The 24,571-nt window shown below is 69.1% G+C and carries 23 protein-coding genes; 9 read left to right on the forward strand and 14 right to left on the reverse strand.

Annotation, left to right across the window (positions count from 1 at the left end; genetic code table 11):
• The first annotated feature begins 331 nt into the window (after positions 1 to 331).
• Positions 332 to 958, forward strand: a complete 627-nt coding sequence (locus ACH49X_RS26535; RefSeq protein ID WP_195078230.1) for a resuscitation-promoting factor Rpf1 domain-containing protein — start codon at positions 332 to 334, stop codon at positions 956 to 958.
• 83 nt (positions 959 to 1,041) lie between these two features.
• On the opposite strand, the gene ACH49X_RS26540 is transcribed toward ACH49X_RS26535, so the two are convergent.
• Complete coding sequence (locus tag ACH49X_RS26540) at positions 1,042 to 1,230, reverse strand: hypothetical protein (protein WP_039795086.1); 189 nt, start codon at positions 1,228 to 1,230, stop codon at positions 1,042 to 1,044.
• 95 nt (positions 1,231 to 1,325) lie between these two features.
• Here ACH49X_RS26540 and ACH49X_RS26545 point away from each other — a divergent pair, with 95 nt between their 5' ends.
• Complete coding sequence (locus ACH49X_RS26545) at positions 1,326 to 3,620, forward strand: helicase-associated domain-containing protein (protein ID WP_357206551.1); 2,295 nt, start codon at positions 1,326 to 1,328, stop codon at positions 3,618 to 3,620.
• On the opposite strand, the gene ACH49X_RS26550 is transcribed toward ACH49X_RS26545, so the two are convergent.
• Positions 3,621 to 4,151, reverse strand: a complete 531-nt coding sequence (locus ACH49X_RS26550) for a hypothetical protein (RefSeq protein WP_195078228.1) — start codon at positions 4,149 to 4,151, stop codon at positions 3,621 to 3,623.
• 294 nt (positions 4,152 to 4,445) lie between these two features.
• Here ACH49X_RS26550 and ACH49X_RS26555 point away from each other — a divergent pair, with 294 nt between their 5' ends.
• Complete coding sequence (locus ACH49X_RS26555; protein WP_357206553.1) at positions 4,446 to 5,276, forward strand: hypothetical protein; 831 nt, start codon at positions 4,446 to 4,448, stop codon at positions 5,274 to 5,276.
• 4 nt (positions 5,277 to 5,280) lie between these two features.
• Here the strand turns inward: ACH49X_RS26555 and ACH49X_RS26560 are convergent, their stop codons facing one another.
• The 5 genes from ACH49X_RS26560 to ACH49X_RS26580 all read right to left on the reverse strand — a co-directional run bounded on the left by ACH49X_RS26560 (position 5,281) and on the right by ACH49X_RS26580 (position 12,043).
• Entirely contained in the window at positions 5,281 to 6,702 is a 1,422-nt protein-coding gene (locus ACH49X_RS26560; protein WP_323124131.1) for a M1 family metallopeptidase, read from the reverse strand.
• Between the two features lie 60 nt (positions 6,703 to 6,762).
• A complete protein-coding gene (locus ACH49X_RS26565) occupies positions 6,763 to 7,401 on the reverse strand; it encodes a LysE family translocator (RefSeq protein WP_195078226.1) in 639 nt (212 codons plus the stop codon).
• A 52-nt stretch (positions 7,402 to 7,453) separates the two neighbouring features.
• The gene (locus ACH49X_RS26570; RefSeq protein ID WP_195078225.1) at positions 7,454 to 8,122 is read right to left on the reverse strand and encodes a DUF3239 domain-containing protein; all 669 of its coding nucleotides are present in this window, start codon (positions 8,120 to 8,122) and stop codon (positions 7,454 to 7,456) included.
• Positions 8,123 to 8,163: 41 nt separating this feature from the next.
• The gene (locus ACH49X_RS26575) at positions 8,164 to 9,822 is read right to left on the reverse strand and encodes a DNA repair helicase XPB (protein WP_357112756.1); all 1,659 of its coding nucleotides are present in this window, start codon (positions 9,820 to 9,822) and stop codon (positions 8,164 to 8,166) included.
• A gap of 151 nt (positions 9,823 to 9,973) precedes the next feature.
• Positions 9,974 to 12,043: an acyltransferase family protein gene (locus ACH49X_RS26580; protein ID WP_357206657.1), complete on the reverse strand. Its 2,070-nt coding sequence runs from the start codon at positions 12,041 to 12,043 to the stop codon at positions 9,974 to 9,976.
• 258 nt (positions 12,044 to 12,301) lie between these two features.
• Here ACH49X_RS26580 and ACH49X_RS26585 point away from each other — a divergent pair, with 258 nt between their 5' ends.
• From ACH49X_RS26585 to ACH49X_RS26605, 5 genes are all read left to right on the forward strand, one after another.
• Positions 12,302 to 12,601, forward strand: coding sequence for a hypothetical protein (locus ACH49X_RS26585; protein ID WP_357206555.1), 300 nt, complete (start codon positions 12,302 to 12,304; stop codon positions 12,599 to 12,601).
• Positions 12,598 to 13,002 carry a hypothetical protein gene (locus tag ACH49X_RS26590; protein ID WP_357206557.1) on the forward strand — a complete coding sequence of 135 codons (405 nt, stop codon included), beginning with the start codon at positions 12,598 to 12,600 and terminating at the stop codon, positions 13,000 to 13,002. Before ACH49X_RS26585 ends, ACH49X_RS26590 begins: the two co-directional genes overlap by 4 nt.
• Positions 12,999 to 13,799, forward strand: coding sequence for a DUF6973 domain-containing protein (locus ACH49X_RS26595; protein ID WP_357206559.1), 801 nt, complete (start codon positions 12,999 to 13,001; stop codon positions 13,797 to 13,799). The genes ACH49X_RS26590 and ACH49X_RS26595 overlap by 4 nt, the downstream gene beginning before the upstream one ends.
• Positions 13,799 to 14,344, forward strand: coding sequence for a hypothetical protein (locus tag ACH49X_RS26600; RefSeq protein ID WP_357206561.1), 546 nt, complete (start codon positions 13,799 to 13,801; stop codon positions 14,342 to 14,344). Before ACH49X_RS26595 ends, ACH49X_RS26600 begins: the two co-directional genes overlap by 1 nt.
• 75 nt (positions 14,345 to 14,419) lie before the next feature.
• Entirely contained in the window at positions 14,420 to 15,064 is a 645-nt protein-coding gene (locus ACH49X_RS26605) for a LysE family translocator (RefSeq protein WP_195078219.1), read from the forward strand.
• A gap of 12 nt (positions 15,065 to 15,076) precedes the next feature.
• Here ACH49X_RS26605 and ACH49X_RS26610 read toward each other — a convergent pair whose 3' ends face one another.
• The 6 genes from ACH49X_RS26610 to ACH49X_RS26635 form a co-directional block, all read right to left on the reverse strand.
• On the reverse strand, positions 15,077 to 15,637 hold the full coding sequence (locus ACH49X_RS26610) for a dihydrofolate reductase family protein (RefSeq protein ID WP_357206563.1): 561 nt from the start codon (positions 15,635 to 15,637) through the stop codon (positions 15,077 to 15,079).
• Positions 15,638 to 15,686: 49 nt separating this feature from the next.
• Positions 15,687 to 16,853, reverse strand: a complete 1,167-nt coding sequence (locus ACH49X_RS26615) for a pyridoxal phosphate-dependent aminotransferase (protein WP_357206565.1) — start codon at positions 16,851 to 16,853, stop codon at positions 15,687 to 15,689.
• Positions 16,854 to 16,924: 71 nt separating this feature from the next.
• Positions 16,925 to 17,836, reverse strand: a complete 912-nt coding sequence (locus ACH49X_RS26620; RefSeq protein WP_357112748.1) for a sigma-70 family RNA polymerase sigma factor — start codon at positions 17,834 to 17,836, stop codon at positions 16,925 to 16,927.
• Positions 17,837 to 18,406: 570 nt separating this feature from the next.
• Complete coding sequence (locus ACH49X_RS26625) at positions 18,407 to 19,498, reverse strand: 3-deoxy-7-phosphoheptulonate synthase (protein ID WP_195078215.1); 1,092 nt, start codon at positions 19,496 to 19,498, stop codon at positions 18,407 to 18,409.
• A gap of 462 nt (positions 19,499 to 19,960) precedes the next feature.
• Positions 19,961 to 20,431 carry a carboxymuconolactone decarboxylase family protein gene (locus ACH49X_RS26630; RefSeq protein WP_350907107.1) on the reverse strand — a complete coding sequence of 157 codons (471 nt, stop codon included), beginning with the start codon at positions 20,429 to 20,431 and terminating at the stop codon, positions 19,961 to 19,963.
• A gap of 115 nt (positions 20,432 to 20,546) precedes the next feature.
• Entirely contained in the window at positions 20,547 to 21,425 is an 879-nt protein-coding gene (locus ACH49X_RS26635) for an oxidoreductase (protein WP_357206567.1), read from the reverse strand.
• A 120-nt stretch (positions 21,426 to 21,545) separates the two neighbouring features.
• Between ACH49X_RS26635 and ACH49X_RS26640 the strand changes: the two genes are divergently transcribed.
• A complete protein-coding gene (locus ACH49X_RS26640; RefSeq protein WP_357206569.1) occupies positions 21,546 to 23,162 on the forward strand; it encodes an AMP-binding protein in 1,617 nt (538 codons plus the stop codon).
• Between the two features lie 48 nt (positions 23,163 to 23,210).
• Here ACH49X_RS26640 and nbtS read toward each other — a convergent pair whose 3' ends face one another.
• Positions 23,211 to 24,521 carry a nocobactin biosynthesis salicylate synthase NbtS gene (nbtS, locus tag ACH49X_RS26645; RefSeq protein WP_195078211.1) on the reverse strand — a complete coding sequence of 437 codons (1,311 nt, stop codon included), beginning with the start codon at positions 24,519 to 24,521 and terminating at the stop codon, positions 23,211 to 23,213.
• Between the last annotated feature and the right edge of the window lie 50 nt (positions 24,522 to 24,571).

Below are 24,571 nucleotides of genomic sequence, written 5' to 3' on the forward strand. Positions count from 1 at the left end.
CACATTACGAGTAGGTCACGGAGTGATGACGGCCGGCGGAGGACCCGACCGCAGCGTCTCTAGCTGCGCGAAGCCCCATTTTTCGCACCGATACCGCGCCGAGACCCATTGGTACACGCCGGTTACCAAATAGTGATTTTTCCCGCGGTTCGTCGTACCGTCTTATCCAGCCGGGGCACACCCGGCGACCACCGGCCCGCCGCACCGAGCCTCGCCCCGCGGGTACCGGACCCCCGACGGAAACGTAGGGGCGAGGGCGGAACGGACGACCTCTCAGTCCGAACCAGAACCGAAGACGTCGCAGGTGCGTCGAGAGGAAGACGAACCCGATATGAGTGGACGCCATCGCAAGCCAAGCTCGACCGGACGCACGGTAGCCAAGGTTGCCGTCACCGGGGCCATCATCGGCACCGCCGGTGTGGCCTTCGCAGGCAACGCCAGCGCGGCACCCGACTCCGACTGGGATCGACTCGCTCAGTGCGAGGCCGGCGGCAACTGGGGCATCAACACGGGCAACGGTTTCCAGGGCGGGCTGCAGTTCTCGCCCAGCACCTGGCGCGCCCACGGCGGCCAGGAATACGCCGCCAGCGCCAACCAGGCCACCCGCGAACAGCAGATCGCGGTCGCCGAGAAGGTGCTCGCCTCGCAGGGTTGGGGCGCTTGGCCCTCCTGCTCCTCGAAGCTGGGCCTGAGCAGCGCGCCCACCCCGCGCTCCGCGCCCGCCACCGCCGAGACCCCGCGCTGGAACCCCGCGCCGCAGCCCGCCCAGGCCGCGCCGGCGGACACGCAGCAGATCTTCTCGGCCGTCGACCGCGCCCTCGAGGTCGTGCAGAGCCAGGGCGTCCAGGTGCCCAAGGAAGCGCTCGATTTCTTCAACGCCGCCAAGTCCAGCGGAGTCACCCTCGACCCCGCGATCGTGAACTTCTACGAGGCGAACAAGGGCCTGTTGCCCTCCTGACCCGGAACGCTTCGCAAGAAGGGCCCCGCATCAACGTGGATGCGGGGCCCTTCTTCGTAGCCGAGAACGTTCCGGTCGCGCGCTCAGCGGTTGATCACCGTGTTCGGGTGCATGTAGGGCAACTGCTCAGCCGGAACCGGGAACTCGGTGTCCTCGCCGTAAGGCGAGAGGCCACCGGAGCGGGCCGAAGAGAGTTCGGTGACCGCGTGGTCACCGTCGGCGACCTTCGGCCAGCCGTTGTCGACATAGGATTTCTTCGATTTGTTCACCACGGCCCCATGCTAGCCCGGCCGCTGCGCTCGGATGCGCCGCAGCCCGTACCTCCGGACGTCGGCGGGCGATCGCCCAGCATCGTAGGCTGGATCGGATGACCGCGACCGACTCCCTTGCCGGATGGCTCGGCGCCCGCAGTGATGCCCAGCTCGTGACGCTGCTGCAGCTTCGGCCAGACCTGGCCGTGCCGCTGCCGTCCACCATGGCCGTGCTCGCCGCCCGCGTCGAGCAGCGCGCGTCCGTGCTGCGCGCCACGGAGGACTTGAACACCCTCGAATTCGCCCTCGTGGAAACCCTTGCCAGGCACGGGGTGACGCGGCCCGACGGCGGCCCGCTGCGCCCCGCGGATTTGCATGTGCAATTGAGCGAACGGGTGCGGGCCGCCGCGATCGACGAGGCACTGGAACGGCTGACCGCTCGCGCGCTGGTCTGGATCGACGCCGAGCAGGGACTGCACCTGATTCCGGCGGCCGCCGAGGCATTGCCGTGGCCGATCGGCGCCGCGACCGAGATCCCCGACGCGCTCACCGAACCCGAAGTGGTCGCGGCGCTGCCCGAGCTCTCGTCGGCCGAACGATCCCTGCTGGACAAACTGGCCGCGACCGGGCCGCGTGGCCGCACCAAGGACGCCGCACCGGGCACTCCGGCCGACCGGCCGATCCAGCGCCTGCTGGCGCGCAGGCTGTTGCACTGGATCGATGACGAGACCGTCGAGCTTCCGGTCACCGTCGGCCAGGTGCTGCGGCGGGAACCGGTCACCCACCCGCACGCTCTGACGCCGCCGCGACCCGAGACCACGAAACAAACGCCCGCCGAGGTGAACGCGGTGGCGGCGGGCGAGGTGGGCGAGCTGCTGCGGCACTGCGCGGCCGTGCTCGAGGTACTGGGCCAGGCCCCGGCTCCCGCCTTGCGCGCGGGCGGCCTGGGCGTGCGCGAGCTGCGCCGCGTCGCCAAGCAGGCCGGTGTCGACGAGCAGCGCGCGGGTTTGCTGGTCGAGCTGCTGGCGGGCGCGAAATTGATCGAGAAGGGTTTGCCGGACCCGCCGCCCGACTTCGAGACGACCGACGACTTCTGGGCGCCGACACCACTGGTGGACGCCTGGCTGGAAGCGCCGCCCGCCCGGCGCTGGGCCACCCTCGGACTCACCTGGCTGGATCTGGACCGGATGCCGTGGATGATCGGCATGCGCGATGCCAACGACAAGCCGCTGGCCGCTCTGTCCCTGGAACTGCGCACCCCGACCGCGCCGCGCGACCGGCGCGCGATCCTCGCCCTCCTCGCGGAATACCCGTCCGGCACGGCGCTGGCCCCGGCGGATATCGGCCGCCTACTGGCCTGGCGGCAGCCGCGCAGGCGCAGGAACTTCCGGCCGGAGGTGGTGGAACAGACGTTGGCGGAGGCGGCGGCGCTCGGGCTGATCGGCCGCGGCGCGCTCGGCTCGGCGGCGCGGGCGCTGCTGCACGCGGCGCCGACCAGCGTGGCCGACGCCGAGGCCGAAATGGAGGCGGCGCTGCCGGAGCCGGTGGACCACGTGCTGGTGCAGGCGGACCTCACGGTGATCGCGCCAGGCCCGTTGACCACCGACCTCCAGCGTCGCGTGGCCCTCGTCGCCGACGTCGAATCCGCGGGCGCGGCAACGGTGTACCGGATCGGGGAGTCCTCGGTGCGGCGCGCCCTCGACGCCGGGCTGACGGCGGCCGAACTGCACGCGCTGTTCGCCGCGCATTCCCGCACGCCGATCCCGCAGGCGCTGACCTATCTGATCGACGACGTGGCCCGGCGCCACGGCCAGTTGCGCGCGGGCATGGCGCAGTCGTTCATCCGCAGTGACGACCCGGCGCTGCTGGCCCAAGTGCTGTCCGCGCCGGTGGCGAGCGCGCTGGCGCTGCGATCCATCGCGCCGACCGTCGCCATCGCCCAAGCTCCGCTGGGTGAACTGCTCGAGCAGCTGCGCGCGGCCGGTTTCGCGCCCGCGGGTGAGGACTCGACCGGCGCGATCGTCGATCTGCGACCGCGGGGAGCGCGGATCTCGGTGCGGCCCGCCGCGCGGCAGCCGTATCGGCCGACACCGCCGAGCACCGAACAGCTCGAAATGCTCGTCACCGAACTGCGGGCGGGCGAACGCGCCGCCAGCGCCCGATCCGGTCAGGCGGTGCGCCCAGACGGCACCAGGACCAATACCGCCGCCACCCTCGCCCTGCTGCAGCTCGCGGCGCGGGTGCGGCGGTCGGTGAACATCGGCTACGTCGACGCTCGCGGCGTCGCCACCCAGCGGGTGGTCGAGCCGTTGAAGGTGGGCAACGGGCAGCTCGACGCGCTCGACCCGGTCACCGGCGCGGTCCGGCACTTCACGCTGCACCGGATCGCGTCGGTCGCCCTGCTGGAATGATCAGCCCTTCGGCTTGGCCGTGCAGAAGGTGACTTTGGGGTCCGATTCGATGAGGCGGAAGCCGTCGGCGTCCTGATCGCACAGCAATTCGTCGGCCTTGCCATCGATCCGCTTCAGCACCTTGAAGGTGGCTTCCGGGGAAGAGCAGTCGACGTGCTTGTATCCGGTGGTGCTGCTCTCGTTGTAGCAGCTGCCTTCCTTGAAGTTCGGCGCCAGGCACAGGAAGGCGGTGGTGCCGCCGGCCAGCGTCTCCTCGTAGGAGGTGTAGTCGGCGGCGCAGTCGGTCTTCTTGTCGTAGGACTGCGCGACCTTGTACACGGCCTTGTCCGACGAGCAGTCGACCGGCTCGGTCTTGGAATCGACCGCGGAGCCCTCGATGACGTTGATGCAGTCACCGACCCCGGCCTTGGCGGTGTCCGACTTGCCCGCGTCCTCGATCATCGAACAGCCGGCCACCGCGACCACCACCGCGGCCACCGCGACGAGGGCGAGCACGAGCCGTGCCAGCAGCCTCGTTCCTGGAAACTTCACCTGAAAACCTCTCTCACCGAACACGTTCACGGGCTCGTGAACGCGGTGAGGATACCCGCACGACCTGAGCGGCCGCATCAGCCCGCCGGGCGACCTCGCAGGGCGCGCTAGTAGCTGTGCGTGCCGTACAGCCCCATGAGCGCGTAACCGAGGATGCTGGGGAGCAGACGGCCGAGCAAGAAGAACGCAGAGTAATTCACTAGCAACGCCTTTCGCGTATTCCGTGCAACTGGACTCTTGTCCGGTATGCGGAGTGTGTCGTCGCCCGAGACCGGGTCGTTACGCTAGGGCAGTATGGCGGTCGATGACGTCGCGCGCGACTTGTACGGGCTGATGCCCGCGGAGTTCGTCGCGGCCCGCGCCGACCGGGCGGCCGCCGCGAAGCAGGCGGGCGACAAGCAGCTCGCGGCCGCCATCGGCAAGCTGCGCAAACCCACCATGACCGCATGGGCGGCGAACCTGCTGTCCAGGGCGGCGCCCGACGACGTGGACGCCTTGCTCCGGCTCGCCGCGGCACTGGCCGCGGCGCAGCGGAAGCTTTCCGCCGAACAGTTGCGCGACCTGACCGCGCAGCGCCAGCAACTGGTCAACGCCCTCGCCAAGAAGGCGGGCGCGCTCGCCGCCGAACACGGGCATCCGGTCGGCGAGAACGTCGTGCGGGAGATCGGCCAGACCTTGACGGCGGCACTCGCCGACCCGGAGGTCGCCGATCGGCTGCGCGCCGGAACGCTCGCCACGGCCGCCAGCTACGAGGGCTTCGGACCGAGCGGACCGGATCTGCTCGCGGTGCCGGAACCGGCCGCGCCGCGCGGACGAGCGGCCGCGCGCGAGCAGCAGGACGACAGCGCGCGCCGCGAACTGGCCGAAGCCGAGGAAGCACTCGAAACCGCTCGCTCCGAAGCGGATTCGGCACAAGCCGCGCTCGCGGAAGCCACCGGAGAATTGTCCGCGGCCGAGGAACGCGTCGCCACGTTGCGCGAGGAACTCGACCACGCCGAACAGCAGCGGCAGTTCCGCAAGTCGGCCGAGCGATCGGCCAAGGACGAACTGCAGGCCGCGCGCCGTCAGGTGGAGCGAGCCGAGCGCAGGCTGACGAAGGCACGGCAGCGCGCCGGAAACGGCTGACGGGTCAGCTGCGCAGAGCGCCGGGGAACAGGTACTCCTCCGGCGGCGGCGCGGTGGTGTTCAGCCACGCGTGGAAGAAGCCGGTCAGGTCCATAGGCGATCTGGACTGCACGAAAGCGCGGAACTCCGGCATCGAGGCGTTGCCGTAGGCGTGCGCGGCGAGGAAGTCGCGCACCGCCGTGAAGAACACTTCGTCGCCGATCTGCCTGCGCAGCGCGTGCAGGAACAGTGGGCCGCGGTAGTAGACGGAGGTGAACTCCTTGCCAACGCCGGGGTTCTCCAGCGGGATGTTCCAGTACTTCTCGCTGTCGCGGTACTTGCGGATGGTCTCGCGGTACTGGTCGTCTACGTTCTTGCCCTCCATCCGCTCCGGCCACAGGTAGTCGGCGGTATAGCTGGCGAAGCACTCGTTGAGGCAGATGTCCGACCACTGGCGAATCGACACCCAGTCGCCCCACCACTGGTGCGCGAGCTCGTGCACGACGACCTGCAGATCTATCTCCGGCGCGTAGAGCGGGCGGGTCTGGGTCTCCAGCGAGAACGTGATGCCCGCGTCCAGGTGGATGCCGCCCGCGGCCTCGAAGGGGTAAGGGCCGTAGAGCTTTTCGGCGAAGTCGAGGATCTCCGGCACGCGCTGCTCCAGCTCGCGCTGGCGCGGCTGCACATTCGGCGCGAACGCGCTGAGCAGCGGAACGCCGTTGGCCCTGCGCTGCTCGAGGTAGTCGAACTTGTCGATCGCGACCGTGGTCAGGTAGCCGACCACGGGCCTGGCGTTGGCCCAGCGGACCGTCCGCTTGTCGCCGCGGACCACGTCCTCGATGCGCACGCCGTTGGAGACCACCTCCCACTCCGCGGGAACGGTGGCGGTCAGACCGAAGGTGGCTTTGTCCAGCGGTGTGTCGTTGAGCGGGTACCACGTGGTCGCCGAGTGCGGTTCACCGGCGACGAACGCGCCGCCGCTGGGCGCGAAGGTCCACCCTTCGCCCTCGGTGTCCAGCGCGGTGCCCGCGTAGTCGACGGTGACAGTGAACGGCAGGCCGGGCAGCAGCGGCAGCGACGGCGTCACGGTCAGTTCGTGCTCGCCGTTGCGGTCGAAACCGGCGGGCAGTCCGTTCACCGACACCTCGCGCACTTCCGGCCCCGCGAAATCGAGATTGAACGCGCGCAGGGCCTGGGTGGCGTGTGCGGTGATGGTGGTGGTTCCGGCCAGTTTCCGGCTGGGCGGGTCGTAGTCGATGCCGACGTCGTAGTGCTGGACGTCGTAGCCGCCGTTGCCGTCGAGCGGATAGTACGGATCGCCCAGACCCGGCGCGCCGACCAGCGGGTCCGGGGGCGGATCCGCGTGCGCGGGCGCCCAGGACACCGCGGCGAAGACACACGCGATCGCGGCGCACACCCGGCCGGACAACCACATACGAACAACCACCCCTTTCCACCCCGCCTGTTGCCGGTACCGGCGCACCGGCTTCGCTGGATGGTAGCGGCTTCAGTCGCCGCTTCCGGTCAGCGCCACCGACGCGCCGACACCGAAGATCATCACCCCGCCCGCGCCGCCGACCGCCTCCAGCCTGCGCGGCGACTTGGCGAACCAGGACCTCGCCGAGGCGGCCAGCAGTGCCCACGCACTGTCGGAGACCAGCGCGATGGCCAGGAAGATCGTGCCGAGCAGCAGGAACTGCCACGACAGCGACCCGGAGGCCGGGTCGGCGAAGTGCGGCAGGACCGCGGAGAAGAAGACGATCGCCTTGGGATTGGTGAGCCCGACGACGGCGCTCTGGCGCAACACGCGCGTGCTGGGCGCCGGTTCGACCGCGGCGCCGAGCGCCTCGCGCAATGCCGAACGCTGACGGATCGCTTGGATCCCGAGGTACATCAGATACAGCGCGCCTGCGAACTTGACCACCGTGAGCGCCAGCGCCGATGCGGTGAGCAAGGCGCCGAGACCGACCGCGACCAGCACCAGGGCGGCGTAGACGCCCATGGCGTGCCCGAGCACCGAGAGCAGGGCCGCGCGCCGGCCCAGCGTGAGGGCGCGACCGACGGTGAACAACACGCCGGGACCGGGCACGACGATGATGACGACCGCGGCGGCGACGAATGCCAGCAGGTTGGACGCTGGAACCATCCTTCGAGTCTAGGCGACGACGCAACCGATAATCCCGTGTACGCAGCCGGTTTCAGGAGCCGAGTTCACCCGGCAGCTGGTGCGGATCGAGCAGCAGACGTTTCGCGGTGGTGCGCCGCACCTTCTCGGCGAGCGCGAGATTGTCGGTGAGCAGCCGCCATTCGGCTTCGCTGATCGCGGCGCGGGCGCGGGCGATGACGGAATCGTCGGTGGTGCCCCAAGCGATCGGCATGGCGCTCACCGATTGCCAGCGCTGCCCCACCTGGCGCGGCGCGCGGTCGGTGCGCACCGCGACCGAAGGCACCCGCTCCCCGAGCCTGGCCTCGTGACCGGGGAGGTCGCGGACCTTCCTGGTCACCAAGGCGTAGCGCGGATCGCGCATGTCCGGCGCGGACACGTCGACCAAGGCGAGCAGCACGACACCCGACGGGCGGGCCTCGGAGACCACCGCGGGCACCAGCTCGCCGTCCGCGTAGAGCTTGTCGATGCTGGAATGCCACGGCGTCCACAGGGCCACCCACAGCGCCGTCACCGCGCCGAGCGCGAAGGCGACCGCGAGCAGGTAGGCCCACGGATGGTTAAGCCAGATCAGCAGCGCCGTGCCGGCCGCCGCGACCACCGCGGCGGCGATCGCCAGCAGGCGCAGGCGGCGAAGGTCGGCGAAGACTTCGTTCACCGCGTGGGCGTGCTTGCGGTCCACCGCGAATTCGAAGCGTCGCACGCCCTCATTCCTAGCACAGTTTGTGGAGGCTATGCCTCCGGTTATCCGATGGCGGGGCCGAGCAAGTCGTCGGCATCCGTGATGCGGTAGGCATACCCCTGTTCGGCGAGAAAACGCTGACGGTGCGCGGCGTATTCGGCGTCCAACGTGTCGCGCGCGACGACCGAGTAGAAGTGTGCCTGCCCGCCGTCGTGTTTCGGACGCAGAAGCCGCCCGAGACGCTGCGCCTCCTCCTGTCGGGAGCCGAAGGTACCCGAAACCTGGACGGCGACGGACGCTTCCGGCAAATCGATGGAGAAGTTCGCCACCTTGCTCACCACGAGCACCGGAATCTCGCCGCGCCGGAACGCGTCGAACAGTTCCTCCCGCTCCTTGGTCTTCGTCGACCCCTGGATCACGGGCGCGTCGAGCGCGGCGCCGAGTTCGTCCAGCTGCTCCAGGTACGCGCCGATGACCAGGCTCGGCGCCTCCTTGTGCTGGGCCAGGATCGATTCGACCACGGCGATCTTGGTGTGCGCGGTGGAGCACAGCTTGTAGCGCTCCTCCGGCTCCGCGGTCGCGTAGGCCATCCGCTCGGCGTCGGTCAGCGTGACCCTGACCTCGATGCAGTCGGCGGGGGCGATCCACCCCTGGGCCTCGATGTCCTTCCACGGCGCGTCGTAGCGCTTCGGGCCGATCAGCGAGAACACGTCGCCCTCGCGGCCGTCCTCGCGCACCAGCGTGGCGGTCAGCCCCAGCCTGCGGCGGGACTGCAGATCGGCGGTCATCCGGAAGACCGGGGCGGGCAGCAGGTGTACCTCGTCGTAGATGACCAGCCCCCAGTCGCGGCTGTCGAACAGTTCCAGGTGCTTGTACTCGCCTTTGGTGCGCCGGGTGATCACCTGGTAGGTGGCGATGGTGACCGGGCGGATCTCCTTGCGCTCACCGGAGTACTCGCCGATCTCCTCCTCGGTGAGCGAGGTGCGCGCGAGCAGTTCGCGCCGCCACTGCCTGCCCGCCACCGTGTTGGTGACCAGGATCAGCGTGGTGGCCTTCGCCTTGGCCATCGCCGCCGCGCCGACCATCGTCTTGCCCGCGCCGCAGGGCAGCACCACCACCCCGGAGCCGCCCGCCCAGAACGAGTCGGCGGCCATCTGCTGGTAGTCGCGCAGATGCCAGCCGTCGGTGGCGTAGTCGAGCTCGATCGGGTGCGCCTCGCCGTCGACGTAACCGGCCAGGTCCTCGGCGGGCCAGCCGATCTTCAGCAGCATCTGCTTGATCCGGCCGCGCTCGGACGGGTGCACCACCACCGTGTCGTCGTCGATGCGCGCGCCGAGCATGGGCGCGATCTTCTTGTGCCGCAGCACCTCCTCCAGCACCGCGCGATCCAGGCTGACCAGCGTCAACCCGTGCGCGGGATGCTTCACCAGCTGCAACCTGCCGTAGCGGGCCATGGTGTCCACCACATCGACCAGCAGCGGCTGCGGCACCGCGTAGCGGGAGAAGCTGACCAGCGCGTCCACCACCTGCTCGGCATCGTGCCCAGCGGCGCGCGCGTTCCACAGCGCCAGCGGCGTCACCCGATAGGTGTGCACGTGCTCGGGCGCCCGCTCCAGTTCGGCGAACGGCGCGATCGCCTGCCGAGCGGCATCGGCCGACTCGTGGTCGACCTCCAGCAGCAGCGTTTTGTCGCTCTGCACGATCAGCGGACCGTCGTTCACAGTCCCTCCTCAGTTGGATTCCCCGCCATTCTCCCCGACCCCACCGACAACCCCGCAGGTTACCGGCCCTTCCCGCGAGACGCGGTTGCGGCAGCGACCGCATGTAACGCCGGAAGGGCGCGATGTCTTCCCGCAGGCCGCGCGGGACGGCTCAGCCGCGTACGAGTGCGCGCTCGGCGAACGCGCCGACGACAGGCGCGAGCGTCGTGGCGTAGCCGCTGGTGATGTGGTTGTCGTCGCGGTAGACGAGGGTGTTCCCGACGATGACCGGACAGCGGGCGGTGGTGCAGAACAGCGAGGTCAGATCGGCGTACTGCGCGCCGCCCTCGATGGCGGCCGCGCGTTCGGCGGCGATGCCCGCGTCGTCGACCGCGACCGCACGGGTGGGCGCGCACGCGGCGGCGTCATCGATGTGTTCGGCCACACACGCGGGCACGGTGGCATGGGGATCGGGGACGCCGCCCAGGACGAGGACCGCCGAGCCCAGCTCGCGCAGCTGGGCGGCCAGGCGACGCACGCTGTCGATCCACGCCGGGTCGTAGGTGGTGAAGCCGAAGTCGCCGCCGTAGCGACGCGACATGCCCACCACGACCAGCCGGGGCCGCTCGTGCCGCAGCCTGGCCATGATCTGCCCGCGCCACTGCTCGCACTCGGTGTACCTCCGACCCAGATAGGGACTGGTGATGGGCAGATCGAGCAACGGACAGGTGACCTTCGCCATGGTCTCCAGCCGCCAATGCCGCGCTACGGCGATGTCCTCGAACGCCGGTTGCCACATCGCCGCGTGGGAGTCGCCGACCAAAGCCACCGTGGTGGCGGAGGCTGGATCACCGGAGGCGCACTCCCCCTGGCCCACGTCGGTCCAAGAACGGAAGCAACCGTTGTCGAACACCTCCGCTCGGTCGCCGCGCGCGTTCGAAAGCGCCGGCGTGAGATTCGACGGGACGTCGCGGACCTCCGCCGAGGCGGCGACCGCCGCTCGGGTCTGCGTGGTCAGCTGCTCGATCGCGGCGTCGTAGGGGTCGGCGGCGGGAGTGGCCGGCGCGGCCGGTGTCGTCAGCGTGAGGCTCTGCGCCGCCGTGCCGCGCCCGACCGGAGGGGGCACCAGCACGAGCAGCGCGGCCGCCACACCGATGGCCAGCGCGGTGCTCACACCACCGCAGGCGAGGCTGAGCCCGCCCGATGCGCGCAGGCGGGCGGCGAAGCGGACCGGATTCTCGATCAACCGCTGGGTGAGCGCGGCGAGCCCACCGGCCATCGCGACCGCGCCGAGCGCACCGACCAGCCCGAGGGGGCGGCCGAGCGCGTGCGGGGCCAGCACCAGCACCGGCCAGTGCCAGAGATACCAGGAGTAGGACAGCCTGCCGACGGTCTGCATCTCGGACACCGCCAGCACGCGACCGACACCGAATCGCGTTGCCACACAGCCGCTTCCGATGACCATGACCGCGCCGAGCACAGGCAGCAACGCCGCGATGCCCGGATACGGCGTCCGCTCGTCGAGCCGAACGCAGGCCACGACGATCAATCCGGCTCCCGCCCACCCCGCGCAGGCGGACACCGACTTCGGCAATCGGGACCAGAGAACGGCCGACAGCGCCACCATGCCGCCAGCCGCCAGCTCCCAGGCGCGCGCGGGCAGCGCGAAGAACGCCCACGGTGGCATGGTGCGGGTCCAGGTCAGCGCGACCGCGAAAGACAGCACGGCGACGACGCCGAGAACGATCAGGTACGGCAGCGCGGTGACCGAACCGCTGTGGCGCCGTCGCACGAGCCAAGCCGTCGTGATCACGAGCGCGGGCCAGATCAGGTAGAACTGCTCCTCCACCCCGAGCGACCAGAAGTGCTGAAACGGCGAGGGCGGCGCGTCCGCGGCGAGATAGTCGGTGCCCTGCAGAGCGAATCGATAATTCCCGGCGTACAGCGCGCTCGCGATCCCGTCGCCGAGCGCTTGGCGCGCCTGCAGCGGCGGCAACAGCACGGCCGCGCCGATCGCCGTGGCGACCAGCACGACACCCGCGGCAGGCAGCAGCCTGCGCGCCCGCGCGCCGTAGAACCGGACGAGCCCGACAGTGCCACCGGCCGCCGCTTCCCGATACAGCATTCCCGTGATCAGAAAACCGGAAATCACGAAAAATACGTCCACGCCGACAAATCCACCACCGATCCCCGGCACACCGGCATGGAAAAGCACCACGGCCAGCACCGCCACCGCCCGCATTCCCTCGATGTCCCCCCGAAATGCCGCCCCCCGCGACACCCGGTCGATCAGCTCCGCCCGCCGATTTCCCAACCCGCTGACCGTGGCCGCCATGCGCAGCATTGTCATCGGTCCGGCCGGGCAAGTCCCGCCGACTCGCCGCCCGGCACGCGCCTCGGCCTGCGTCTTCGGCCCCCTCCATCGCTGTCGCGGCGGCACCGGCGCAGCGTCGGCAGGTATGCTCCTGACTTCGAGGGCCAGACCGAAAGAGGGGGCGTCATGGGCAATTTCGACCTTGATCCGGAACAAACTCGCGAACTCGCTCGTGTAGTTCGTGGCCATGCCGACGCGACCGCGCAGTTGGCACCCCTGGCCCAAGGGTTGCGCGCGGAGCCGACGCTCCCGAAGTCGGACATCGCGGCGACAATCGATTCTTTGAGTGGAGCGTTGGACAAGGTGATCGACTACCACACGCGTCAGCTGCGCGGTTTCGCCGACAGCGCGGACGCCGCGGTCGAAGCCTTCCTCACGCAGGACGCCGAATTCGCGTCCCGACTGAAGCAGGCGGGACAGAAGTGAGCGGAGGAAACTATGTCGACGCGCTCACCGTTCCTTTGGTCCTGTCCTGGGATCCTCGTATCGCGATCGCGATCGCGGACAAGTTCAAAGAGAAAGCCTCCCAACTCGACGACCATACCCACAAGGCCGCAGTGTCGATCGACATGTCATATACGTACTATCGGGGCAGGTCAGGCGATTCGGCGCGCGACCGGGGACATCAGGATCGCGAGCACGCCCGCCGCACGAAAGAAGTACTCGTCGGCCTTCAACAGGAAATCTACAAGCACATCGCGTCGATCGTCGACTACATCGATGTCATCCGCGAAAAGAAGGCCGAGGCGGAGGAGTCAGAATTCGATCTATTCGTCCGAGACGACGGCGGGGTCGACTCCCGGATGTCAATGGGGAAGTTCTCTTGAAATTCGGCCCTTCCGGTCTAGTCGAGAAAGAGGGTTACGAGGCGTATCTCACCGCCCAGATCAGGGCCGCGCTCACAGCTGTTCAGCAGGCGGACAAGGAAGGCGCCGATCAGGTGCGACGCTGGCTGGAAGAGCTATCGGACGAAGTCAAACGCGGTACCACCGCGATGCCAGAAGATCCCGAACTGGCAAAAATCCTCAATGAATATCAGACCGCGCCGTCGAAGTCGGGTGCCGGTCTGTGGCCCTCCGGCCCGCTGCTGACCGAAATCCGTCTGCTCTACCCCGACTTCCAGCCGACACTCATGACACCGGAGGAGGCGGCACTCGTCTCCACGCTTCTGCTGAAACCCACCGGCGTGGCGGACGTGGCCGAGTTCTTCGAACTGAAGTCCCAAGCCGAGAACGCGGCGAAGGCCGCATATCCCGATATTCCATCGGCCTGGGCGGACGATCATGGCGATGCCTACCGGCATATGTACTGGAATGCTCTGATGACCCAGAAATACGGGGAAGAGTGGACCGCATCGTTCGCCACAGCCCACGAGGGAACGGGTGCGAACACCCCGGCGCGTGAAGCCATGGATCTCTACAACAACGAGCAAGGCCGCAGAATCGCGGTCGATCATCCCGACGCTTCGCCCGAGGAACTGCAACGCCTGGTCCGCCAGCGAATCGAGGCGGGGCAGGCGATCGTGATCGACAACCGGCAACAGATCGAGTGGAGTAATCGCGTTCCGATCGGCGACACGGTCTCGCCGAACTCGTCGGACATTCCTCTTCCAGGAGCGAAATGATGAATGCCTTGCGCACGGCCTCGTTGACGACTCTCGGGATCATCGTCGCGACCATGACAGCGTGCTCTTCATCGCAGAGCGGACACGACAGCGGTATCGCCGCCTCCTGCACCGGGTCATTCGACATGTTGTCCACTGCCGAGCCCTTGGGCGCGAGGGGCGCACTCGACCGTGCGGTTTCCGAAGCCCTCGGCAGGCCGGAGAAGGTGAGCGTAGCGGATCTGACGCGGGCGGCGGGCTGGTCGGATACCTGGGATCGGGTCGTAGTCGCCAAAGCCGGCATCACCCTCGAGCGTATGAATCAGGCAAGCGGCTTACAGGATTACTGCTGGCCGAACCTTCCGACCGCAGTCGGCAGCGACGGGCCTGCGCAAGTGTTCTACGTCTTCTTCGACGGCGACAAGCCCTTGCAATCAATCCGCACGGACACGAGCAAGGAGTATTTCCACCGATACCGCAGTGGCGACGTGCTGCGCCCCGATACCCGCCTGGAGCCGGTGCCACCGCGTTCGCCCGGAAGCACCGGGTACTTCCAACCGGCGTAAGGCGGCATCCGCTCACGTCCAGCGGCTGTCGAGTGGACCGCGACAAGGGCCGGTGGGGCGGGTGAGGATCGGGGCATGATCGAGATGGCGGCGGTGGTGGGGGTTGCGGTGGCGGCGTTGGGGATGGTGCTCACGCCGGGGCCGAACATGATGTATCTGGTGTCGCGGACGGTGTCGCAGGGGCGGCGGGCCGGGTTGGTCTCGTTGGCGGGGGTGGCGGCGGGGTTCGGGGTGTATCTTGCGGCGGCGACGGCGGGGATAACGGCCGTGTTCGCGGTGGTGCCGGGCCTGTATCTGGCGGTGAAGCTGGCGGGGGCCGCGTATCTGGGGTGGCTGGCGTGGCAGGCGCTGCGGCCGGGCGGGGTCTCCGTTTTCGCGCCCACGGCGCTGTCCCCGGACCCCACCCGGCGTTTGTTCGCGATGGGTCTGGTCACCAATCTGCTGAATCCGAAGATCGCGATCATGTACATGGCTCTGATCCCGCAGTTCGTCGCGCCGGAGCACGGGAAGGTGTGGTTGCAGAGCCTGTGCCTGGGCGCGGTGCAGATCGCGGTGGCGCTCACCGTGAACGGCCTGATCGTCCTCGGGGCGGGCGGTCTGGCGACGTTCCTCGCCGCCCGCCCCCTGTGGCTGCGCACCCAGCGATACGTCACCGGCACGATGCTGGGCGCCATCGCCGCCCTGCTCGCCACCGACCGCGCCCGGCCCGTGCCGGCCTGAGCCGAACGCGCATCAGTCCCGTCGGGCCGGCTGCGTCAACCGGTAGTGCAGTTCCGCGAATTGGCCGGCCTGTTCGACAGCGATGAGCCGCATCCGGTCCGACAGGATGCGCCGCGGCAGCAGCGGGGCGCCCGCCCCCAGCGTCACCGGAGCGACGCTCACCATGACGTCGTCGAGGAGTCCGGCATCGGCGAACTGCCCGGCGAGGTCGCCGCCGCCGACGATCCAGATGTCTCGCGCACCGGCCGCCTCGGCCATCGCCCGATGCACCGCCTCGACCGGGCCCGAGACGAACCGGAGATTCGCGCCCGGTATCGGGGGAAGATCCCGGTGGGTGAAGACCCAGCACGGGCGCTCCCCGTAGTACTGACGCCAGTTGTCCGGTGGTTCGTTGGCCACGACCCATTCGTAGGTGGTCGCGCCCATGCACATGGCGCCGACCCGCGCGAGGAAGCCCGCGATGCCCGCTTGCGCCTCGTCCGCGCCCTCCACCTCGAAGAGCCAGGTGAGCGAGTTGTCCGAGTCGGCGAGATATCCGTCGAGAGAAGTTGCCGTGTAGTACCTGGTTGCCATGCCGTGCACCCTGCCAGCAAAACCTGACAGTTCACGGCAAGGTTCGGAATCAACCGAGCCGCAACCGGCGGACCCCTTCGTCCAGCGTCTCGTCACGCTTGCAGAAGGTGAACCGCACCAGATGACTCCAGGTGGCGGTGTCGTCGGCGAACGCGGTGACCGGCACCGCCGCCACACCGAGCCGCTTCGGCAGCTCACGGCAGAACGTCAGGCCGTCGGCGGCGCCGAGCGGGGTGATATCGGCGACGACGAAGTAGCCGCCCGCGCTCGGATACACCCGCATTCCGGTGTCGGCGAGCGCGGCGGAGAGGCGAAGACGCTTCTGCGACAATGCCTCCCGCAGCCTGCCCACCCACTCCAGCTCGTGGTTGATCGCGTGTGCCACGGCGGGCTGGAACGGCCCGCCCGCCACGAAGGTCAGGAATTGCTTGGCCGCGAGCACCCCCTCGATCAGGTCGGCGGGTCCGCAGGCCCACCCCGTCTTCCACCCGGTGACGCTGAAGGTCTTGGCCGCGCTGGACACCACGAGGGTGCGCTCGGCCATTCCCGGCAGAGTGGCCAGGCTGATGTGCTCGACGCCGTCGTAGACCAAGTGCTCGTAGACCTCGTCGGTGAGCACCAGAATGTCGTGCTCACAAGCGATCTCGGCGATCGCGAGCAAGTCGGCGCGCCCCAGCACGGTGCCGGTGGGGTTGTGCGGCGAGTTGACGATGAGCATCCGGGTCGCCGGGGTGATGGCCGCACGCAGACTGTCCAAGTCCAGCACGAAACGATCCCCGTCGGCCACCAGACGCGCCGTACGCCGCCGTGCGCCCGCCAGCGCCACGGCCGCGGCGTAGGAGTCGTAGTACGGCTCGATCACCACGACCTCTTCGCCCGGCTCCACCAAGCCGAGCACCGCGGCACTGATCGCCTCTGTCGCGCCCACCGTCACCAGGACCTGCGAGTCGGGGTCGTAGTCGGTCCCGTAGCGCCGGGCCCGGTCGTCGGCCACGGCTCGGCGCAGCACCGGCATGCCGCGGCCCGGCGGGTACTGGTTGAGCCCGTCGGCGATGGCGCGGCGCGCCACTTCCAGCATGCTCGCGGGACCGTCGGTGTCCGGGAACCCCTGCCCCAGGTTGACCGCGTCGTGCCGAACGGCGAGTTCGGTCATCTCGGCGAAGATGGTGGACGCGAAGGGGCGCAGACGGGCGACGATCGGATCTCGCGAGGGCATAACCGGAGACTAGTCCAGCTACCCGGCACCGCATCCAGACAGCTGGCAGCTACGCTCGGACCCGGCGGGGCTCAGCCCAGCCGGATGCCGGTCAGCTTGGCCGGATTCGCCACATCGTAAGTGCCCCAGACCAATCCGTCCCGAACGGTGAAGCCGACGACCCGCCTGGGATAGCCGACCCGGCCTTCCCCCGCCGGACGCGCCGCGACCTCGAGACCCAGTTGCCCGTTCACCGAGACGAACGAATACACCTGTTCGGCGTCCTCCAGCCCGTACTTGCGCACCAGGCCCAAGTAGAAACGGGCGATGCGATCCGCGCCGTGCAGGACGTTGATCGCGGTGGCTGTGGTGCCGTTGGCATCGCCGATCATCACCGCGTCCGGATGCAGCGCCGCGGTGACGGCGGCCACGTCACCGGTGCTCAGCGCGACGAGGAAGCGCTGCACGGCGGCCTCGTGTTCGGTGTCCGGCACCGGCGGCGGCGTCTGGGCCACCGCCTTCCGTGCCCGCACGGCCAGCTGCCGCGCCGCGTCGGCGGAGACACCGAGGATGCCCGCGATCTCGTCGAACGGCACCGACAACCCGTCGTGCAGCACGAAGGCCACCCGCTGCGGCGGCGTCAAGGTGTCCAGCACGATCAGCGCCGCGAACCGGCACTCTTGCTTGCGCACCACGGCTTCCAGCGGGTCGGGAGCGCTCGACGGCGTGCGGCCGGTGACCACCGGTTCCGGCAGCCACTGGCCTACGTAACTCTCCCGCCGCGCCGCCGCGCTGCGCAAACGGTCCAGGCAGATCCGGGTCACCACCGTGGTCAGCCAAGCGCGCAGATCATCGATCTCGGACTGGTGCGCGCCCGCCAAGCGCAACCAGCTCTCCTGCACCGCGTCCTCGGCATCGCCGACGCTGCCCGTCAGTCGATAGGCGACCGAGAGCAGATGCGCCCGATGTGACTCGAACAGGTCGGAAAGCAGCGCGGCAACCATCGAGGGGAAGTCTACGGTCCGGTTTCCCGGCCTCCCCCGCGGCACGGCGGCATGCGCCGGACGAACCGGATGATCCACCGGCCCATCCCGTGGCAGCATGGCTCGATGGACCACCACGTGCTGTCGAACTGAACCATCTGGCTGTCGCCTCCGACGGCCGACGATGTCGACACCATCACCGAGTGCTGCCAGGACCCGGCTATCGCGGAATGGGTGACCATCCCGGTGCCTTACGTCCGGGACAGCGCCGTGACCTTCCTCGAGAAGATGGTCGTTCCGGGATGGGCGGCGCAGCCCGACCTGGGCGGTGCGGTTGCACGCCCGGACGCCGCCGCGACCACTGGCTCGCCGCCCGCCTGCGCACCGACCCGCCCGGTCCGTCGAACGAGTGGCCCGCCGCATTGCTCAGCGGACACACACCGAGCATTCGGGCATCCGGCATGTCCTGAACCAGACCTGCCGTGCACCGACCTCACCACGGCGAACTCTGCGTGACCCCGGTGCGGCGGCGGCTCGTGTCCGGGCGGACGAAACCCGCGCTTCGTCCACTCGGGCACGAGCCGCACCGGTTCAGCGCTCGCGGCGCTGCCGCACCGCGTCGGCGAGGCGGTCCAGCTGCGCGGCGGTGGTTTCCCAATCCAGGCAGGCGTCGGTGATCGACTGGCCGTAGGTGAGTTCGTCGGCGTGGCCGAGGGTGAGGTCCTGGCGTCCCGCCACCAGGAAGCTTTCCAGCATGACGCCGACGACACTCGACTCGCCCGCGGCCAGCCGCCGCGCGATGTCGGTGACCACGTCGACCTGCTTGTTGTGGTCCTTGTTGCTGTTGCCGTGGCTGGCGTCCACCACGATCCGCTGCGGCAGCGACGCCTTCTCCAGCCGCAGGCAGGCCTCCGCGACCGAAGCCGCGTCGTAGTTCGGCCCCGCGCTGCCGCCGCGCAGGATCACGTGGCAGTCCGGGTTGCCGGTGGTGCGGATGAGCGCGGAGCGACCGTCCAGATCGGTGCCGGGGAACACGTGGCTGGCCGCCGCGGCGCGCACGCCGTCCACCGCCACCTGGACGTCCCCGTCGGTGCCGTTCTTGATCCCCACCGGCATCGACAGCGCGCTGCTGAGCTGACGGTGCACCTGGCTGGCCGCGGTGCGCGCGCCGATCGCCCCGTAGGACACCAGATCCGCGATGTACTGCGGCGTGATCGGATCGAGGAACTCACAGGCCACCGGAAGACCGAGGGCGGTGATGTCGGCCAGCAGCTTGCGCCCGAAGCCCAATCCGGTGTTGACGTCGAACGATCCGTCCAGGTGCGGGTCGTTGATCAGACCCTTCCAACCCAGGCTGGTGCGCGGCTTCTCGAAGTAGACCCGCATCACCACGTGCAGCCGGTCATCGAGTTCCGCCGCCTTCGCCGCCAGGCGGCGCGCGTAGTCCAGCGCGGCGGCGGGGTCGTGCACCGAGCACGGGCCGACGATCACCATCAGGCGATCATCGGCGCCGTCGAGCACGTCGACGGTGGCTTTGCGTCCCGCACGGACGGTGTCGGCGAGGGCATCGGTGATCGGATGCACCCGGCGCACCTCCGCGGGCGAGCGCAGCGGGCTCACGTTGAGGGTGCGTTGATCGTCCAGATCGGAATGCCGTGCGTCGACGTCGGCAGCGGTTGTCATGTCGTGGGTTCCTTTTCTCGGGGCCGACCCACGGATGCGAATCCCGTCGAGCCGGTCCATCGTCCGGCTCGGGGTGGAAGTTCGTCAGCGCACGCGGTTGCCGCAGACCAGCCCACCCAGGGCCGGCTTGCTAAACCAGAAATACACGCGCTGCACGTCAGGCACAGTACCAGTCCGCAACCGATCGGTGAACTGTGTTCTGTGTCATCGGCCGCGACTTCGTCGCGGCGTGTTCGCGGCCAGGCTCGGTCTCGCTTCGCTCGAAACCGGGAGCTGAGCCGGTGTGGTTGCGTCTGAAAGTACTGCGGCGCAACGGTCCCGGCGTTCGAGGGATCGCCTGCTCGGGCACCACTGTTGGTCTTTCGCTCAGTCGAACGCCGACTGGTCGACGGCTCGGCTCATCCCCACGGTCTGAGCAAGTATCACCCCGCCGGAGTGCGGGCGATGCCATGTGGTCCGGATTCACCCCCACTGGCCGGGGACGTAGCTGCCCGCGGGGGTGCGGGCGATGACGTTCATCCGGTTCCAGGCGTTGATCATCGCGATGGCGGCGATGAGGGCGGCGATCTGGTCGTCGTCGTAGTGCTTGCGCACCTCCTGCCAGACCGCGTCGCTGACCGCGCGTCCGTCGCCGATCCGGGTCGCCTCCTCGGTGAGCGCCAGTGCGGCGCGCTCGGCCTCGGTGAAGACGGTGGCCTCATGCCAGGCGGCGATCAGGTTGAGCCGCACCGAGGTTTCGCCCGCGTGCGCGGCGTCCTTGGTGTGCATGTCGGTGCAGTAACCGCAGCCGTTGATCTGGCTGGCGCGAATCTTCACCAACTCGTAGGTCGCCGCGTCCAGGGTGGAATCGTTGATCACCTTGGAGGCCGTGGTGAGCCGCTTGATGAAGCTGGCGCCGACCGGGTTGCCGAAGAGTTCGAAGCGCTGTTCCATGATGTCCCGTCCTTGTCGTTCCCTGTGGGTTCATCAAGAGGACGACGTGGAAACACGGAGTGTGACAACGCCTTATGAGACGTGGGTCACATCAACGCTTGCGGGTGGACGGCGTTCATTTCGCGAAGTCGTAAGTGACCCCGGTCAGCTTCTCCGACAGCTCCCACAAATCGGCCGCGACCTTCTCGTCCCTGGACGCCTTCGACGATCCGGACGGGCCGGGATATCCCCGCATGCCACCGAGTCCGGTCGGGCCGTAGTAGCCGCCCGGCTGGACGTCGGTGGTCGCGGCGTACAGCGTCGGCAGCGCGCCCATCGCGGCGTTCTGCGCCAACACCCGGTTGCCCACCCACATCACCCGGTCGAGGAAGGTCTCGGTGTGCGACTGCAATTCGGTGGACGCGTAGCCGGGATGCGCGGCGACCGAGAGTTTCGCCGAGCCCGCCGCGGTCAGTCTGCGCTGCAGTTCGCGAGCGAACATCAGGTTGGCCAGTTTGGCCTGCCCGTAGGCGGCCCATCGCTGATACTTGCGCCGCTCCCAGTTGAGATCGTCCAGGTCGATCTTGCCGACTTGATGCGCACCGCTGGAGACGGTGACGATCCGGTCGGAGATCTTGTCCAGCAGCATCCCGGTGAGCGCGAAGTGACCGAGATGATTTGTGCCGATCTGCTTTTCGAATCCGTCCGCGGTGCGTCCTTCGGGTACCGCCATCACACCAGCGTTGTTGATCAGCACGTCGGCCCCGTCGACGTTCTGGGCGAACGCGCGGACCGAGGCGAGATCGGCCAGGTCGAGTTCGCGCACCTGCGCCAGCTCGCCCAGTTCGGCGGCCACCCGCTCGCCTTTGGCGACGTTCCGGCAGGCGAGAACGACCTGGCCGCCCGCTGCGGCCAGCGCGCGCGCCGTCTCGGCTCCCAGGCCACTGTTGGCCCCCGTCACGATGAATCTACGACCGCTCTGGTCGGGGATGTTCGAGGTGTCCCACCTGGTCATGCGGAAAGTCTAGTGCGCGGCGGCACCCAGCGGCAGGTTCGAACACGCCCGGCACACACCACGTGAAGTAGGGTGCCTAACCTACTTAGGGAACCCTTTGCTTGATTTGTGAGGCAGATCGTGAATTCCACACCCACCGAGTCCGCCCATCGCGACGGCTACGTACCTTTTCCCGCCGCAGTGGCCGCGGAGTACCGGGCCGCAGGGTACTGGGCCGGGCGCCCGCTCGGAGATCTTCTGCGCGCGAGCGCGCTCCGGCAGCCCCACCGTCCCGCGCTGCTCGACGCGGAGGGCGCGCGCAGTTACGCCGAGGTCGACGCCGCCGCGGACCGGATGGCCCACGGGCTGCTCGCGCTCGGTATCGCTCCCGGCGACCGCGTGGTGGTGCAGTTGCCCAATGTGCCCGAGTTCCTGACCGTGTTGTTCGGCCTGCTCCGCGCCGGGATCATTCCCGTGTTGAGCCTGCCCGCGCATCGCCGCGCCGAAATCGAGCATCTGGCGCGGCTTTCCGACGCGGTCGGCTATATCGTCGCCGACCGGATGGCCGACTTCGACTATCGCGAGCTGGCTTCGACCGTGCGGGACGCGGTGCCGTCGTTGCGCCACGTCCTCGTGCTCGGCGATCCAGGGCCGTTCACCACCCTTGCCTCGGTGCCGCGCGACGGCGGCGAGCTGCCCGAGATCGATCCGGGCGACATCGCCCTGATGCTGGTGTCCGGCGGCACCACCGGCCTGCCGAAGCTCATCGCGCGCACGCACGACGACTACGTCTACAACGCCACCGCCAGCGCCGAAGTGTGCGCGCTGACCGAACAGGACGTCTATCTCGCGACGCTGCCCGCCGCCCACAACTTCCCGCTGGCCTGCCCCGGCATCTTCGGCGCCATCGGGGTGGGCGGCGCGGTCGCCTTCGTCGCCGACCCGAGCCCGGAGAGCGCGTTCGCGGCGATCGAGCGGCACCGGGTCACGGTCACCGCCGTCGTGCCGCCGCTGGCCCAACTCTGGTGCGCGGCCACCGAATGGGAAGAGGCCGACCTGAGTTCGTTGCGACTGCTCCAAGTGGGCGGCGCACGACTGGCGGAGGTCAACGCGAAAGAGGTGCCCCCGGCGCTTGGCGCGACCCTGCAGCAGGTGTTCGGCATGGCGGAGGGCCTGATCAACTACACCCGGCTGGACGATCCGGCCGAGCTGCTGCACACCACCCAGGGCCGACCGCTCTCGCCCGCCGACGAGATCCGCGTGGTGGACGGTGACGGCAACGACGTGGCCCCCGGCGCGGAGGGCGAGTTGCTGACCAGGGGGCCGTACACCATCCGCGGCTACTACCGCGCACCCGAACACAATGCGCGCGCCTTCACCCCGGACGGCTTCTACCGCAGCGGCGATCTGGTCCGCCGCCTGCCCAGCGGGCATCTCGTGGTGTCCGGCCGGATCAAAGACGTGATCAACCGCGGCGGCGAGAACGTCTCCTGCGACGAACTCGAGGAACACCTGCTCGCCCATCCCGCGGTCCGGCATGCCGCCGCGGTCGGGCTGCCCGACGCGGCGCTGGGCGAGAAGGTTTGCGCCGTCCTGGTCGTGGACGGTGAGATGCCGACGCTGGCCGAGCTCAAGTCCTTCCTCGCCGCGCGTGGCCTGGCCACCTACAAGTTGCCCGACGTGCTGCGCCGCAGCGACAAGCTGCCGATCACCGCGGTCGGCAAGATCGACAAGAAGGCGCTGCGCGCAGAACTGTAGCGCCGGTGGGAAACGGGCAGCGCACCGTCGGTGCGCTGCCCGTGCGACTCAGGCTTTGACGACGTAGGGCGCGATGCTGCCCAGCTTCTCGCAGGTCTCTTCGAACTCCCGCTCCGGGCGGGACTGGCCGACGATGCCCGCGCCCGCGCGCAGCCAGGCGCCCTCGGCGTTCTGATAGACCGCGCGCAGCACCAGGGTCGCCTCCAGCGCGCCGGTGGGCGAAACGGTCACGACCGCACCGGAATACAACCCGCGGGGGTCGTGATCGAGCCGGAACACCGAGTCGACGCCTTCCCGCTTGGGAATTCCCGAAGCGGTCACCGAGGGGAACAGCACCTCCAACGCGTCCCAGCTGGACCGGTCGGCGGCCAGCCTGCCGCGCACCGTCGACGCCAGGTGCTGCACGCTGCCCCGCTCACGCACGGCCATGAAATCCGACACCGCCGGTGTGCCGGGATCGGCGACAGCCGCGATCTCCGAGAAAGAGGTCTGCACCGAGATCGCGTGTTCCACGATCTCTTTCGGGTCGGTGATCAAGTCGGCCCTGGCGGCGAGATCGGCCGCGGCGCCGCGACCGAACGCGCGGGTGCCGGCCAAGGGCTCGGTGGTCACCACCCGGTCGTCGTCCACGGAGGCGACCAGCTCCGGACTGAAGCCCGCCGCCTCCAGGCCGCCGAGCCGCAGCAGGAACGACCGCGCCGGAGTGTTGTGCGCCCGCCCGAGCCGATAGGTGGCCGGAATGTCGACGGCGAATGGCAGCTCCACTTTCCTGGACAGGATGACCTTCTGATAGCGCCCGGCCCGGATCTCGCCGACCGCCTCGGCCACCCGGTCGCGGTAGCCGGTGGGATCGATGCGGATGTCGGCCGGATGCGCCTGCGGCAGTTCGGTGTTCTGCGACTGCGCGATCAGATCGTGGATGTCGCCGGTCTCCGACGGCGTCGCACCCGATACCCGGATGCCGAACGCGCCCACCCTGACCTCGATACGCGGAACCATCAGGTGCGCCAGAGTCGTGCGCGGGTCGAGATGCCGGGTGGCGTCCAGCGCCCACGCGCAGAACTCGAATCCGATCCAGCCGTAGGCGTTGCGTCCGTCCAGGGGCAGCGCGCCGAGCGCGCGGTCGATCACTCCCGCCGGATTGCCTTCCCATCGGCTGGTCGTGGTCTCGCCTTCCCAAGCGACGCGCAGCTCCCGCACGTCCAGTTCGACACTGCCGATCGGATCGGCGGCGAACACCCACTCCCCCGGACGCTCGTACATCACGTACTCGCCGAACCGATCCGCCCCCGCCAGCCGGGACATCGCTGCCGCCGGATCGGTCACATACTCAACCCGCAGGCGTTCCGTGGTCGACAACGATCCTCCAAAGGTTACCCTGGCCTAACTCAGTGGAGGTAAGGTTAGCA

It is taken from the genome of Nocardia sp. NPDC019323, from assembly GCF_044389845.1.
GTDB lineage: Bacteria > Actinomycetota > Actinomycetes > Mycobacteriales > Mycobacteriaceae > Nocardia > Nocardia implantans.